Source organism: Empedobacter sp. UBA3475 (assembly GCF_002378465.1).
GTDB lineage: Bacteria > Bacteroidota > Bacteroidia > Flavobacteriales > Weeksellaceae > Empedobacter > Empedobacter falsenii_B.
Genome location: NZ_DFRA01000029.1, coordinates 7900 through 21648 on the forward strand (window position 1 = coordinate 7900; position 13749 = coordinate 21648).

Genomic DNA, 13749 nt, shown 5'->3' on the forward strand with positions numbered 1-13749 from the left:
AATTTTATTTTAAATATTTTGTAACAAGTAATCTAAAAAATCAACTAATATTGAAAATGATCTAAATGAGTAAATTAATCAATCCTTTAAGTTATTGTATTCTTGCAATTTTGTTATTTTTAATTCTTTCGGTTAATTTCTTTCCAATCGAAGGATTAGAAAAATTATACAAATATAGAATTGTATTAATTGTGCTTTATGTTGTGTTGCGATTATTAAAACATTTTGTATACAAAGACAACAAAACAAAGGAATAGAATTGTAACAGGAAGCTTCGAACAATCCTATATTTTAATTAACATATTATTTTACAGATTTTTTACTGAAAGAGGAGAATAATTAAAAAAAAATATTATTTTTACTATACATAAGTAAATTAGGTATATGATAGATGTTCAATTTTATAAAGGAACCTTACAACCAATTATCTTAAAATTATTACAAGATAATGGTAAAATGTATGGTTACGAGATTATAAGTAAAATAAAAATCCTTTCTAATAATCAATTTGAAATAAAAGAAGGTGCTCTGTATCCTATTTTACATAAGCTCGAAACCCAAAATGTAATTGAAGTTGAAGTAGTAAAAATAAATGGAAGAATCCGTAAGTATTACAAATTAACCGAAATTGGACAAAAAGAAACTGTCAATCGATTAGCGTCACTGAATGAAACAATAGATCAAATACAGAATTTAATTAATCCTAAATTGTCTAATCTATGAGAAAATTAAATGAGATTGAAATTGAAAAATTATTTCAATTTACTAAGAATCATTATGTAGAATATTATGATTTACAGATTGAGTTAGTTGATCATTTGGCTTGTGGAATTGAAGAGCAATGGAATTTTGATGAAACAATTTCTTTTGAAGATGCTTTAAAAATTGAGTTTAAAAAATTTGGTGTATTTGGATTTTCAGATATTGTTGACAACAGGAAATTAGAACTTCAGAAGAAATATAAAAAACTGATTAATAGAGCAATTTTAGATCATCTAAAAACGAAAGAATACATTGGATTGATTTTACTTTTTGCTCTTGTTTATATGCTTTTTACTTTGATTGATGAAAAAATTACTTTTGCTGTTGTAGTAATACTTTTTTATGGTTTTAGTATTTTTCAACTTATACGATTGAATAGGGAATATAAACGTAAAACAAAAAAGTTGGGTATAAAATTAGTTTTGGTAGAAACGATTTATAAAAATTTTATATCTATTTCAGCTGCTTCGGGAATATTTAATTTAGGTATTCAGTCAATTCTTCATTTAAATGTTAATTTCTTTTATTTGAATTTAGGTGCAGCTATATTGTTACCCCTATTATTTTTAATTTTGTATGTTTCGTGCTATTATTTACCTAAGCATTCCGAAGAAATATTAAAGGAATTGTATCCAGAATATCATTTAATAATAAATTAAAAAAAGCTCCTTTTGGAGCTTTTGGTTTATGTATGACTTTCGTCTTTTTGTAATAAAAATTTGTAGATTAATCCACCAACAATTGCTCCTGCGATTGGAGCAACCCAAAATAGCCATAATTGAGAAAGAGGTTCTCCTCCAACAAAAATAGCTTGTGATGTTGAACGAGCAGGATTTACAGATGTGTTAGTGATTGGAATAGAAATTAAGTGGATTAATGTTAAAGCTAAACCAATAGCGATTCCAGCAAATTTTCCGTTTGCAAATTTATCTGTTGCACCTAAAATTACAATTAAGAAGAAAGCTGTTAAGACAAATTCTGCTAAAAAAGCAGCTTGCAAGCTATAACCATGGGGAGAAAAAGCACCATATCCATTGGATGCAAAAGCACCTGCTTTTGTGTTGTCAATAGCAAAATCTGAGTTTCCAGATGCGATTAAGTATAAAACTCCTGCAGCGGCAATTGCGCCTAATACTTGCGAAATGATATAAGGAAGAAGTTGTTTTCCATCAAATCGTCCGCCAGCAAATAATCCGAATGATACCGCGGGATTAAAATGTCCTCCTGAAATATGACCAACCGCATAAGCCATTGTCAAAACTGTCAAACCGAATGCAAGTGCGACTCCCATGTATCCAATTCCTAATTCTGGGATTCCTGCAGCAAAGATAGCACTACCACAACCTCCAAAGACTAACCAAAAAGTACCGAAAAACTCGGCAGCATAATTTTTCATAATGTTATATTAAAAGTTTAGTTGGAATGAATTTAGGAAAAATTTAAATAACAAACACTTTTTATTGCTTTTATTATGAAAACAAAAAAAATCGCTCTGAGAAATCAGAGCGATTTAATATTTAGAAAAGTCTATTTTAAAATTTCTATTAGTCCATATAAGCCTCAATTGGGGCACATGTACAGATTAAGTTACGATCTCCGTATGCATCATCAATTCTTGATACTGAAGCGAAGAATTTACGCTCGCGAACCCATTCTGCTGGATATGCAGCTTTAGAACGAGAGTAAGGATATTCCCACTCGTCAGCAGTAATCAAATGAATAGGGTGAGGCGCATTGTGTAATACATTGTTGTCAACTGGATAATCTCCGTTTGCAACTTCGTCGATTTCTTGACGAATAGAAATTAATGCATCACAAAAACGATCTAATTCTGCTTTGTTTTCAGATTCTGTTGGCTCTACCATCAAAGTTCCTGCTACAGGGAAAGATACAGTAGGTGCGTGGAATCCATAATCAATCAAACGTTTTGCAATATCAGTTACTTCGATACCTGCTTTTTTGAATGGACGACAATCTAAGATAAATTCGTGTGCCACTACATTGTTTCCATTTGTATATAAAATGTCAAAATGTTTCTCTAAACGAGTTTTCATGTAATTAGCATTTAAAATTGCACCTTGTGTCGCTTTCAATAAACCTTCTGCTCCTAACATTAAAATGTAAGAGTAAGAAATTGGTAAAATGAACGCAGAACCATAAGGAGCTGCAGCAAATGTATTTGTCGCTTCTTTTCCTCCAGTTTCGATTAATGGAGAAGATCCTAAGAAAGGAGCTAAGTGTGCTTTAACACAAATTGGTCCTACACCAGGTCCTCCACCTCCGTGAGGAATAGCGAATGTTTTGTGTAAGTTTAAGTGACAAACGTCTGCACCAATATTTCCTGGAGAAGTTAATCCAACTTGTGCATTCATATTTGCACCGTCCATATAAACTTGACCTCCGTATGCGTGAATCATTTCAGTAACTTCTTCGATATTGCTATCAAAAGCGCCATAAGTTGATGGATAAGTAATCATCAATGCAGCTAAGTTATCTTTATGTTTTTCACATTTTTCTTTCAAGTCAACTAAATCTGTTTCACCAGATTCTAAGTTTTTCACAACAACAACTTGCATTCCAGCCATTGCAGCAGAAGCAGGGTTAGTTCCGTGAGCAGATTGTGGAATCAACACTACATTTCTGTGTCCTTCTCCTTTTGCCTCAAAGTAAGAACGAATAACCATTAAACCTGCATATTCTCCTTGTGCACCAGAATTTGGTTGTAAAGAAGTTGCATCAAAACCTGTAATTACAGCTAAATAATCTTCTAAGTTTTTGATTAATGTTTGGTAACCTTCTACTTGATCTTTTGGAGTGAAAGGGTGAACATTCCCCATTCTTTCCCAAGACATATGCAATAATTCTGTTGCAGCATTCAATTTCATTGTACAAGAACCTAATGCAATCATCGATTGGTTAAGCGCTAAATCTTTACGTTCTAAACGTTTGATGTAACGCATTAATTCTGTTTCTGTATGATATAAATTGAAGTTTTCGTGTGTTAAGAAATCAGAAGTTCTGATTAAATCTTGAGGTAAATAAGAATCATCTACTTCAAATTCGAAACCGTCTTCTGTGTTTTTAATTGTTGCAAAAACACTTAAAATTTCAAAAATATCTTCTTCAGAAGTCATTTCATCAATTGTGATTGAAATTTTTCCGTTTTCGAATCCATTTACATTAATTTCTTCTTCTGCAAAAATCTTCACAATTTCGTCAGAGTTTTCAACCTCAATTTGAATTGTATCGAAGAAATTTGTATTCACTAATTTAAATCCTAAATGCTCTAAACCTCCGTGTAAAACAGCTGCTTTAGTATGGATTTGATCAGCGATATATTGTAAACCATCTTTACCGTGATAAACCGCGTAGAAAGAAGCCATAACTGCTAACAATACTTGTGCAGTACAAATGTTAGAAGTTGCTTTTTCACGTTTGATATGTTGTTCACGCGTTTGTAAAGCCATACGCAATGCATAATTTCCTAAACGATCTTGAGAAACTCCAATAATACGTCCTGGAATTACACGCTTATATTCTTCTGTACAAGATAAGAAAGCTGCGTGTGGTCCACCGTATCCCATTGGAACACCAAAACGTTGAGAAGTACCAATTGCGATATCAGCTCCCCATTCACCTGGAGGTGTTAATAATGTTAAAGCTAATAAATCTGTTGCAACAGCAACTTTTACGTTAACCGCATTTGCTTTTTCTACAAATGATTTATAATTATTGATTTGTCCTCCTTTTCCGATGTATTGTACAATCGCTCCGAAGAATTCTTCTGTTAATTCAGTTGTTTCAAAGTTTCCAACAACTAATTCAATTCCTAAACCGTGTGCTTTCGTTTCTAAAACTGCTACAGATTGAGGGAATAAGTTGTCTGCTACAAAAAATTTGTTGACATTGTTTTTCTTTTGATCACGAGAACGAGATTCAAATAACATGTGCATTGCTTCACCACATGCAGTACCTTCGTCTAATAAAGAGGCATTTGCGATAGGTAAACCTGTTAAATCAGAAATAACAGTTTGGAAATTTAATAAAGCTTCTAAACGTCCTTGCGCAATTTCCGCTTGGTATGGTGTATAAGCTGTGTACCAACCAGCATTTTCTAATATATTACGTTGAATTGGTGCTGGTAAAATTGTACCATAATATCCATATCCAAGATAATTTTTTACTTTTTTATTTTTTGAAGCGATTTCAGCTAAATGATTAATAGCTTCAAATTCTGATAAAGCTTCTGGTAGATCCAAAGCATTTTTCAATCGAATGTTCTGAGGAACTGTTGCCTCAATTAAAGAATCAATAGAATCTTTCCCAATAACAGAAAGCATTTCAGCTGCTTGCTGCGCATTGTTTCCAATATGTCTAATGGAAAAATCGTTTGTGTTCATTGTGTTTGCGCTATGTTTATTTTCGCGTAAAAATACGTTTTTTTATCTTAAAATAAAAGTGAATAACAATCTTAAAAATTAATTGAATGAATTGATTAGAATTTTATTTTTTTAGAAATAAATGTGAATAAAAACTTTCTTTTTTTTCAAAAAATAGTAATATTGGCAATAGAATTGAGATAAATAATTCGGTAGAATTTCTTAAATTTATTCTACGTTTAAAAAAATCTATGAAAACAAACGATTTTATGGAACTTAATGAAAATACTTCTGAAGTCAAAAAAGAAAAAAAATTTCCATTCTTAAAGAAATTGGAAATAATGATGGAAGAGGCGAAATTAGAGGATGCGAAAAAATCTAAAATGAAACGTGTTCATAAAAAAGGTAATTCGCAAATCGCTAAAAAAATGGGGGAAGAAGCTGTAGAAATGGTGATTGCTTCGGAACAAGATAACGACGAAAACTTTTTGGAAGAATCGGCAGATGTTTTCTTTTATTACCTTATGGCTTTACATGCTCGTGGCTTTGAATTAAAAGATGTTTTGGAGATTTTAAAGAAAAGGCACAAAAAATAATTAACACCTTATATTGATATGCAAAAGGGCGGAACGTCGATGAAATTAATAATTGCCGCAGCAATTGTTATTTTTTCTGTTATAAAATATTTTTCTTCTTCGGAAGTCAATGAAATTACAGGCGAAAAGCAATATATTTCATTAACCAAAGATGACGAAATTGCGATGGGAATTAATTCGGCTCCGCAAATGGCTCAAGAGTTTGGTGGACTATCTCGCAATGTGCAATACCAAGAACTTGTAAAACGAGTAGGCGCGAAAGTGGTCAATACTAGTGATGCGCATAAAACGAATTATCCATTTCAGTTTTATGTGTTGGCAGATAATCGAACTGTAAATGCTTTTGCATTGCCTGGTGGCCCAATTTTTATTACCGAAGCTTTGTTGACGCGTTTGCAAAACGAAGACCAATTGGCTGGAGTTTTGGGACACGAAGTTGGTCACGTTATTGCGCGTCATAGTGCAGAACAAATGTCGAAACAAGAACTTTCGCAAGGAATTGCAGGAGCGGCAGGCGTTGCAGCTGGAGATGCAAATTCGGCTTATTACGCACAACTAGTCGCGAATATGGTGAATATGAAATATGGTCGTGATGATGAATTGGAGTCTGATGATTTGGGCGTTCGATTTATGATTCAAGCAGGATATAATCCAGAAGCATTGATTGGTGTAATGGATATTTTGGAAGAAGCTTCGGGTGGAAGTCAAGTTCCAGAATTTCAAAGTACGCATCCATCTCCATCTAATCGTCGCGAAAAAATAAAAGCTGCAATTGAGAAATACAAAAGTCAGTAGAAATATATATGGTTTTAACTTATAGAGAAGCAACATTATCTGATGTTGAAAATCTTCGTACTCTTGGGATAGATTCTTATCAACAATTCGAACATGTTTTAAACCCTTTGAATTGGAATAAGATGTACTCTTTTTTAAGTGCATAACAATCGTATAGAGATTTACTTTCCAAATCTACTTGTTTTGTTTGCGAATTCGATAATCAGATTATTGGTATGGCTTTTTTAGTTTCGAAAGGAAATCCTACCGAAATATTCGAAAAAGATTGGACTTAATTGAGAATGGTTGGAGTCCATCCTAATTTTTTAGGAAAAGGAATAGGTAGAGAATTAATAAAAATTTGTATTTTATTTGCAAAAGAATCAGATGAAAAAATTATCGCACTTCATACATCAGAATTTATGAATTCAGCTCGACATCTTTATGAAGATTTAGGGTTTGTAATGAACAAAGAACAAAACCAATTTTTGATAAAAAATACTGGCTTTATTTGTTAAAGCTTTAAAATTTAATCTAAAAACTTCGCCTTCAATTCTGGACTAGGAAGCCAGCAACTTTCTTGTTTTCCAAACCAACGATAACGATTTTTCGCAATAAAACTATAAACCACATCGCGCAAAGGCTTTGGAACAATCATAAAAATAGTCAACAACGAAGTTATTCCGTCCAAATATTTCGAAATTTTAAGTGCGGCAGATGATTTGGTATAAAATTTATCATCTTCAATAAAAACGACAGAATCAAATTGAGTAGCGTCTAAATTATTTTCTTTCAAGAAATTTTGTCCAAAATCAGATTGTAAAGAAGCAAAACGAAATTGATTTTTTTTGTCATGTTCTATCACAAACTGAACAGATTGATTGCATAAATTGCAAATTCCATCAAACAAAATAATTTTCCTCGTTTTCATACAATAAATATACGCTAAAAGTAGCTAAACTCTAAAGGTTATTTTTAAATTAGCCAAAATTAACAATCAATCATGTTTAGCGAATATTTATTCCGAAAAGTTGATAATTCTCCACTTGTAATTTTCCGAATAATCTTTGGTTTATTAATTGTTGCAGAATGTTGGGGAGCCATTTTTACAGGTTGGGTACAAACAAATTTTGTTGAACCGCACATTACATTTTCGTTCATCGGATTCGAGTGGACAAATGTCTTCTTGGGACAAAATATGATTTATTTGTACGTGCTCATGGGAATTTTAGGCTGGTTTATCGTGTTTGGATTTGCTTACCGATTTTCGATTATAGTATTTTCTATTTTATGGTCGTTGACGTATTTCATGCAAAAAACAAGCTACAACAACCATTATTATCTGTTTATGCTAGTTTCGTGGATGATGACAATAATTCCTGCGCATCATTTCTTTTCGATTGATAGTTTGATTTTCCCGAAAATAAAACGTCTAACTATGCGCAATTGGGTGCCAACTTTATTCATTATTCAGTTATTGATTGTATACACTTTTGCTGCTTTCGCGAAGATTTATCCAGATTGGTTTAACGGTGTTTTTTTACAAATGAAATTTCACGAATATGGCGATTTATTAACAACAAAATATAATTTGATTGGATTAGGAAAAGTTGTAAGTAGTTTAGAGTTTGCACAGGTTTTTGCTTGGGGCGGATTCTTTTTCGATTTATTGATTATTCCTGCAATGTTGATGAATAGAACGCGCGGGATTGCTTTCAAATGTGCTGTAGCCTTTCATATTTTCAATTCAGCAGTTTTCGGGATTGGGATATTTCCTTTCTTTGCTTTGGCAATGTTAATATTCTTTTATGATCCAGTAAAAATTCAGGAAGTTATTTTTCCTAAAAAATCATTTATGATGGATCGTTCAGATGATGATAATTTATTGACAACTCGTCGTGTCATGTTCTCTTATTTGATGTTTTTCTACGTAGTTTGGCAAATATATTTACCTGTTCGCCATTACTTTATTCCCGGAAATGTTTTTTGGACAGAGGAAGGTCATCGCATGGCTTGGCGAATGATGTTGCGTAACAAAGCGGGTGAAGTTGTGGTATATGTTTCGAAACCAGATCCACAGAAAAAAGGTAAATTCTTGAAACGCGAGAAAGTAGATTTGACTAAATATCTAACCTTTAAACAAATGTCAAAAATGGCGGTTAGTCCAGATATGATGTGGCAATTTGCACGCTATGTAAAATATGATTATGCGAAAAATGGTGTGAATGATGTCAAAGTTTTTGTGGATGCAAAAGTTTCTGTCAATGGCAGCGATTATTATCAATTTACAAATGCAAATTACAATTTAGCTTACACAACTTGGAGTTATTTTGGACATCAAAAATGGATTCAGCCAACACCAAAAGAGTTGAATTTATCTTATTTTGAATAAATTTATGTAACTTTATAAGACAACAATCAAAGAAATACAATTATGAAATATACATTATTCGCAATAGCTTTTTCGGCTTTATTATTTTCTTGTGGTAATAAGGAAGATAATGGAGTAAGTGCTTACAAAGGTTTGGATAAGCAAAAGCAAGAACAAAAAGATTTGGATAGTATTGGAAAGGAAGCACAACAAACGTTTGATGATTTCAAATTGGCGTTATCGATGAAAGATACTACAACGACTAATTTTATTGTCAAACAAATGTATGATATTCCGAATGCGACACAAAAAGAACATATTTGGATTCGTGATGTATATTCGGACAACGACCAATTAAAAGGAATTGTGGACAACGTTCCTCAATACACAAAATTAGTTAAACACAATGATACAGTTGTGATTGATCCGACCAAATTATCAGATTGGATGTATTATAAAGGTGATAAAATGATTGGTGGATTTACAATAAAATATATGCGTAGTAAAATGACTGATGCGCAGAAAAAAGAGTTTGATAAACAATATAAAGTAAAATTTGAGGATTAATTTCTGCTCAGAAAATAATAAAATCAAAAAGGCAATCTTTCGTTAGATTGCCTTTTAATTTTGAAATTATTTTCCTTAATCAATCAAAGACAATTGAATTTTACGTTTTTCTGTATCAATTCCAATTACGGTTACTTCAATTTGTTGACTCAAATGCACTTTTGAATTTACATCTGAAATAAATTCATTCGAAATTTTAGAAATATGAATCAAACCATTTTCTTTGATTCCTATATCTACAAAACAGCCAAAATTGGTAATATTATTAATAATTCCAGGAACTTTCATGCCCAATTGCAAATCTTCGAATTTCTTTAATCGTTGATCAAAACTAAAAACTTTTGCAGTAGAACGCGGATCTAAACCAGGTTTTTCAAGTTCTTTTTTAATATCTTCTAAAGTTGGTAAACCTACTTTTTCGGTAATATATTTGGTTAAATCAAGTTGATTAATCAATTCTTTATTCTGAATTAAATCTTTCAAATCAACTTTCAAATCTTTCGCCATTTTCTCTACAAGAGCATACGATTCTGGGTGAACAGCAGAATTATCTAACGGATTTTTTGCATTTGGAATTCGTAAAAAAGCAGAAGCTTGTAAGAATGCTTTTTCACCCAAACGAGGAACTTTTAGTAACTCTTTTCTCGAATTAAATGCACCATTTTCGCTTCGATATTCTACAATATTTTCAGCCATTTTTTCACCAATTCCTGCAACATAATTTAGTAAATGTTTGCTTGCTGTGTTCAGATTTACACCAACTTTGTTTACACAGAAAGAAACAACATCATCCAACTCATTTTTCAATAAAGTTTGATCGACATCATGTTGATACTGACCAACTCCAATCGATTTTGGCTCTATTTTTACTAATTCTGCCAAAGGATCTTGTAAACGGCGGCCTATAGAAACAGCACCGCGAACGGTAACATCTTTATCCGGAAATTCGTCGCGCGCAATTTTAGAAGCCGAATAAACCGAAGCACCAGCTTCATTTACAACAAAAACTTTTAGTGGACGATCAAATGCAATATTCTGAACCAAATATTCTGTCTCGCGAGAAGCTGTTCCATTTCCTATTGAAATTGCATCTACATTATAAGCATTGACAAGCGATTTTAATTTTTTGATAGCTTGAGTTTTTTCATTTTGTGGCGCATGAGGATAGATATTTTCGTTGTGTAACAAATCGCCTTGCTCATCTAAAACAACCACTTTGCATCCCGATTTGTAACCAGGATCTATCGCTAAAATTCGTTTTTCTCCCAGAGGTGGCGCCAAAAGCAATTGATTTAAGTTTTTCGAAAAAACATTTATTGATGTTTCATCTGCTTTTTGTTTTGCTTCTTTCAACACTTCATTTGAGATTGAAGGAGCTAAAAGTCGTTTGTAAGCATCTTTTATCGCTTCCTCAATAACCCAAGAAACTTCTGGTTGAATAGATTTTATCAACGTATATTCTAAAAATTTGAAGGCTTCTTTTTTATCAATTGATACATTTACTTTCAAAAAACCTTCATTTTCGCCGCGTAAAATAGCCAATAATCGGTGAGAAGCAATTTTTTTCAATAATTCTTCGTATTCAAAATAGTTCGAGTATTTAGCCGAATCTTCATCATCTATTTTAGATTTTACTAGTTTACTTTCAATCAAAGCAGATTTTCTGAAAATATCTCGCAATCGATGACGTACATATTCATTTTCATTTATCCATTCTGCAATAATATCTTGTACACCTGCAAAAGCATCTTCGATACTTGTCACATCTTCATTTAGATATTTTTTTGCTAAATCATCCAAATCAGGAATATTATTTTGCTTCATGATGATTTTTGCCAAAGGCTCTAAACCTTTTTCTTTTGCAATGGTTGCACGTGTTTTTTTCTTCTTTTTATAAGGAAGATATAAATCTTCTAATTGAACCAAATCAAAACTTTTCTGAATACGTTGTTGTAATTCATTGCTCAATTGATTCTGCTCTTCCAATGTTTTTAAAATAAATTCTTTTCGAGAAACAATTTCATTGTATTGATTTTGCAGTTTTTTTATAGCAGAAATTTGAACTTCATCAAGATTTCCTGTGACCTCTTTTCTATATCTCGCAATAAAGGGTATGGTATTATCTTCATTCAAACAATTTACTGTATTGTTGATTGATTTTTCTGAAATAGAATTAAGATGTTGATGAATGTATTGAATCAAATTCATGTTAAAAGTTTGGCCTTGCAAATTACTATTTTTCACAAACATAAAAAATAGCATGTTTTATTTATATAGGTCGTATTTAATAGAGTGCTTTTTTTATATAATAATCTAATATTTAGAGTTTTTAATATCAGTCTTATTTTAAATAAAAAAGAATAATAAAAATTTTCTAAAAAGTTTTGGTGTTTATTAAATTATTTCTAAATTTGACCTTAGGTAGTAGAGAGTAAGATTGATTTTTTTTAATGTTAAATTTATACTTACTAGTGTAAGTTTTTTTAAAAATCAATTGGGTTTAAGCTGAGGAGCTTAAACCCGTTTTTTTTTATACAACTTTCTTATCTTTGAGCAAATATATCTACAAAATGGCTCGTATAAAATTAGATTTTTCAGACAAATTTTTATTTTCAACAATAATACCAGTACGCATAACTGATCTCAATTATGGAAATCATTTGGCAAACGATAAAGTATTGTCCATTATACATGAATCGCGAATTCAGTTTTTTCAACATTATGGCTATTCGGAATTAGATTTTGGAGGTGTAAGTGTGATTATGGGTGATGTTGCGATTGAGTATAAAAATCAAGCTTTTTATGGTGATGAATTGTTGATTGAGATTGGTGTGCAAGATTTTTCGCGTGTTAGTTTTGATGTAATCTATAAAATTTCTACAAAAGATAAATTAATTGCAAAAGCGAAAACAGGAATTGTGACCTTCGATTATCAGCAAAATAAAGTGGTTGAGGTTCCTCAAAAGATAAAAGATCTTTTTGAAGTTGTATAATCTTATAAATTAATTACGCTAATCATTTAAGTCTTTGTAAATTTGCACCGAGTTATGAAGATTTTACCATATAAAAATTTATTTGTCGGAATTACCGACACATTGCAACAAATTTTCTTCGAAGGAAAATATGCAGATAAAGAAGTTGAGCGAACATTGAAATCTAATAAGCAATGGGGAGCGCGCGATCGTGCTTTTATTGCCGAAACGGTTTACGATTTAGTTCGTTGGAAACGTTTGGTTGAAGGGGCAATGAGCCGTCCGCTTTCTCCTGATACAATTTGGGAGTTTGTTGGAACTTGGTTTGCTTTAGATCCAGAGCAAACGTTACCAAAATGGGAAGAATTTCAAAAAATCTATCCAAAAGAAGTCTTGAAAAGACATCACAATTCGTCTAAAAATATTGCGGTTGCTGAATCGTATCCAGATTGGATGTTCGAGTTAGGAGAGAAGTCGTTGGGAAATCGTTGGTTAGATGAAGTGCATGCAATGAACTCGCAAGCACCAACAGTTTTACGTGTGAATTCCTTGAAAACAGACCGTAAAACATTACAAAAAGCGTTGAAGGAGCGTAGAATAAAAACGAAAGTTTTATCGAAATATCAAGATGCTTTAGAGCTAGAAGAGAAAACAAATATTTTTCGTACAGATGAATTTCAGAATGGTTGGTTCGAAGTTCAAGATGCAGGATCACAATTGATTGCGCCATATTTACGTGTTCAACCAGGAATGCGTGTGGTAGATGCTTGTGCTGGTGCAGGAGGAAAAACATTGCATTTAGCTGCTTTGATGGAAAACAAAGGGCAAATTATTGCAATGGATTTGTACGATTGGAAATTGAAAGAATTGAAACGTCGTGCAAAACGTAACAATGTGCAAAATGTACAAACAAAGGTGATTGAAGCAAAAACAATCAAGCGTATGGAAAATTCTGCTGACCGCTTGTTGATTGATGCGCCTTGTTCTGGAATGGGAGTTTTGAAACGTAATCCTGATGCAAAATGGAAATTAAGACCAGAATTTATTGACGAAATATTAGCAACACAAGAAAAAATATTAGCTGATTATTCTAAAATCATTAAAGTTGGTGGAATGATGGTTTATGCAACTTGTTCTATTTTACCACAAGAAAATGAACAACAAGTAGAAAAATTCTTGAAAAATAATCCAAATTATAAAATGGTTTCAGACAAAATGCATTATCCATCTCAAACTAATTATGATGGATTTTACATGGCTTTGATTGAAAGAATTTCTTAAGCTGTTAATTATTATAAGATACAAAAGACTAAGTGAAAGCTTGGTCT

The 13749-nt window shown here is 32.0% G+C and carries 14 protein-coding genes; 10 read left to right on the top strand and 4 right to left on the bottom strand.

The features are described from left to right. Positions 1-65: 65 nt before the first annotated feature. The 3 genes from B3I31_RS06070 to B3I31_RS06080 all read left to right on the top strand — a co-directional run bounded on the left by B3I31_RS06070 (position 66) and on the right by B3I31_RS06080 (position 1421). Complete coding sequence (locus tag B3I31_RS06070; RefSeq protein ID WP_291059321.1) at positions 66-257, top strand: hypothetical protein; 192 nt, start codon at positions 66-68, stop codon at positions 255-257. Positions 258-384: 127 nt separating this feature from the next. Further along, positions 385-723, top strand: a complete 339-nt coding sequence (locus tag B3I31_RS06075; protein ID WP_291059323.1) for a PadR family transcriptional regulator — start codon at positions 385-387, stop codon at positions 721-723. After that, positions 720-1421 carry a hypothetical protein gene (locus B3I31_RS06080; protein ID WP_291059325.1) on the top strand — a complete coding sequence of 234 codons (702 nt, stop codon included), beginning with the start codon at positions 720-722 and terminating at the stop codon, positions 1419-1421. Before B3I31_RS06075 ends, B3I31_RS06080 begins: the two co-directional genes overlap by 4 nt. A gap of 26 nt (positions 1422-1447) precedes the next feature. On the opposite strand, the gene aqpZ is transcribed toward B3I31_RS06080, so the two are convergent. Both aqpZ and gcvP read right to left on the bottom strand, forming a co-directional pair. Next, complete coding sequence (gene aqpZ / locus B3I31_RS06085; RefSeq protein ID WP_291059326.1) at positions 1448-2158, bottom strand: aquaporin Z; 711 nt, start codon at positions 2156-2158, stop codon at positions 1448-1450. A gap of 148 nt (positions 2159-2306) precedes the next feature. Continuing rightward, on the bottom strand, positions 2307-5162 hold the full coding sequence (gene gcvP, locus B3I31_RS06090; RefSeq protein WP_286495377.1) for an aminomethyl-transferring glycine dehydrogenase: 2856 nt from the start codon (positions 5160-5162) through the stop codon (positions 2307-2309). A gap of 230 nt (positions 5163-5392) precedes the next feature. Here gcvP and hisE point away from each other — a divergent pair, with 230 nt between their 5' ends. The 3 genes from hisE to B3I31_RS06105 all read left to right on the top strand — a co-directional run bounded on the left by hisE (position 5393) and on the right by B3I31_RS06105 (position 7029). Continuing rightward, positions 5393-5737 carry a phosphoribosyl-ATP diphosphatase gene (hisE, locus tag B3I31_RS06095; RefSeq protein ID WP_125350653.1) on the top strand — a complete coding sequence of 115 codons (345 nt, stop codon included), beginning with the start codon at positions 5393-5395 and terminating at the stop codon, positions 5735-5737. 18 nt (positions 5738-5755) lie between these two features. Beyond that, on the top strand, positions 5756-6532 hold the full coding sequence (locus B3I31_RS06100) for a M48 family metalloprotease (protein WP_291059328.1): 777 nt from the start codon (positions 5756-5758) through the stop codon (positions 6530-6532). Between the two features lie 281 nt (positions 6533-6813). Beyond that, positions 6814-7029: a GNAT family N-acetyltransferase gene (locus B3I31_RS06105; protein ID WP_260509645.1), complete on the top strand. Its 216-nt coding sequence runs from the start codon at positions 6814-6816 to the stop codon at positions 7027-7029. An 11-nt stretch (positions 7030-7040) separates the two neighbouring features. Here B3I31_RS06105 and B3I31_RS06110 read toward each other — a convergent pair whose 3' ends face one another. Next, positions 7041-7442, bottom strand: coding sequence for a thiol-disulfide oxidoreductase DCC family protein (locus B3I31_RS06110; protein ID WP_291059330.1), 402 nt, complete (start codon positions 7440-7442; stop codon positions 7041-7043). A gap of 72 nt (positions 7443-7514) precedes the next feature. On the opposite strand from B3I31_RS06110, the gene B3I31_RS06115 reads away from it, so the two are divergent. Both B3I31_RS06115 and B3I31_RS06120 read left to right on the top strand, forming a co-directional pair. Then, a complete protein-coding gene (locus B3I31_RS06115; protein ID WP_291059332.1) occupies positions 7515-8903 on the top strand; it encodes an HTTM domain-containing protein in 1389 nt (462 codons plus the stop codon). 42 nt (positions 8904-8945) lie between these two features. After that, positions 8946-9449 carry a DUF2314 domain-containing protein gene (locus B3I31_RS06120; RefSeq protein WP_291059334.1) on the top strand — a complete coding sequence of 168 codons (504 nt, stop codon included), beginning with the start codon at positions 8946-8948 and terminating at the stop codon, positions 9447-9449. Positions 9450-9524: 75 nt separating this feature from the next. Here B3I31_RS06120 and B3I31_RS06125 read toward each other — a convergent pair whose 3' ends face one another. Then, positions 9525-11657: a Tex family protein gene (locus B3I31_RS06125; RefSeq protein ID WP_291059336.1), complete on the bottom strand. Its 2133-nt coding sequence runs from the start codon at positions 11655-11657 to the stop codon at positions 9525-9527. Positions 11658-12019: 362 nt separating this feature from the next. On the opposite strand from B3I31_RS06125, the gene B3I31_RS06130 reads away from it, so the two are divergent. Together B3I31_RS06130 and B3I31_RS06135 are read left to right on the top strand one after the other, a co-directional pair. Then, a complete protein-coding gene (locus B3I31_RS06130; protein ID WP_221856687.1) occupies positions 12020-12442 on the top strand; it encodes an acyl-CoA thioesterase in 423 nt (140 codons plus the stop codon). Between the two features lie 54 nt (positions 12443-12496). Continuing rightward, a complete protein-coding gene (locus tag B3I31_RS06135; protein WP_038333863.1) occupies positions 12497-13702 on the top strand; it encodes an RsmB/NOP family class I SAM-dependent RNA methyltransferase in 1206 nt (401 codons plus the stop codon). The last annotated feature ends 47 nt before the right edge of the window (positions 13703-13749 follow it).